The 1226-nt window shown below is 70.7% G+C and carries 1 protein-coding gene; it reads left to right on the forward strand.

From position 1 onward, the window contains the following. Positions 1-98: 98 nt before the first annotated feature. Positions 99-1226 (forward strand): acyl-CoA dehydrogenase family protein (locus ACFWJO_RS39950; protein ID WP_386873229.1); only part of this gene is annotated, 1128 nt, incomplete at its 3' end.

Below are 1226 nucleotides of genomic sequence, written 5' to 3' on the forward strand. Positions count from 1 at the left end.
CCGAGGGCGACGCCGTGGCCGCGCAGGCGTTGATCGCCGTCGTCGAGCCCACCGAGCACGCAGCACCCGCAGAGAACACCTGAGAACAGGAGAGGACCATGAGCACCAAGCACCGCACCCTGCCCGCCCTCGAGGAGGACTACCAGGTCCTCTCCGACACCGTCCGCGAGTTCGCCGACGAGGTCGTGGCCCCGGTCTCCGCCGAGCTGGACGCCCAGCACGAGTTCCCGTACGAGATCGTGGCCCAGATGGGCGAGATGGGCCTGTTCGGCCTCCCGTTCCCCGAGGAGTACGGCGGCATGGGCGGCGACTACTTCGCCCTGGCCCTGGCCCTCGAGCAGCTCGGCCGCGTCAACCAGTCCGTGGCCATCACCCTCGAGGCCGGCGTCTCCCTGGGCGCCATGCCGCTGCTGAAGTTCGGCACCGAGGAGCAGAAGCAGCGCTGGCTGCCGGACCTCGTGGCCGGCACGCACCTGGCCGGCTTCGGCCTCACCGAGCCGGGCGCGGGCTCCGACGCCGGCGGCACCCAGACCACCGCCGCGCTCGAGGACGGCCAGTGGCGCATCAACGGCGCCAAGGAGTTCATCACCAACTCCGGCACGGACATCACCTCGCTCGTCACCGTCACCGCCGTGACCGGCACCGTGGAGGGCAGGACCGGCCACGACGGCCGCCCCGCCAAGGAGATCTCCACGATCCTCGTGCCCGCCGGCACCGAGGGCTTCTCCGTGGCCAAGGCCTACGACAAGGTCGGCTGGAACTCCTCGGACACCCACGCCCTGCACTTCTCGGACGTGCGCGTGCCGGAGGAGAACCTGCTGGGCGCCCGCGGCCGCGGCTTCGCCCACTTCCTCGAGATCCTCGACGAGGGCCGTATCGCCATCGCGGCCCTGGCCACCGGCGCGGCCCAGGGCTGCGTGGACGAGTCGGTCGCCTACGCCAAGCAGCGGACCTCGTTCGGCCAGAAGATCGGGCAGTTCCAGGCCGTGTCCTTCAAGATCGCCCGCATGCAGGCCCGCGCGCACGCCGCCCGCCTGGCCTACTACGAGGCCGCCCAGAAGATGCTGGCCGGCAAGCCGTTCAAGACCGAGGCCGCCATGGCCAAGCTGATCGCCGGCGAGGCCGCGATGGACAACGCCCGGGACGCCACCCAGATCCACGGCGGCTACGGATTCATGAACGAGTACACCGTGGCCCGGCACTACCGTGACAGCAAGATCCTGGAG

Source organism: Streptomyces sp. NPDC127092 (assembly GCF_042722475.1).
Lineage (GTDB): Bacteria > Actinomycetota > Actinomycetes > Streptomycetales > Streptomycetaceae > Streptomyces.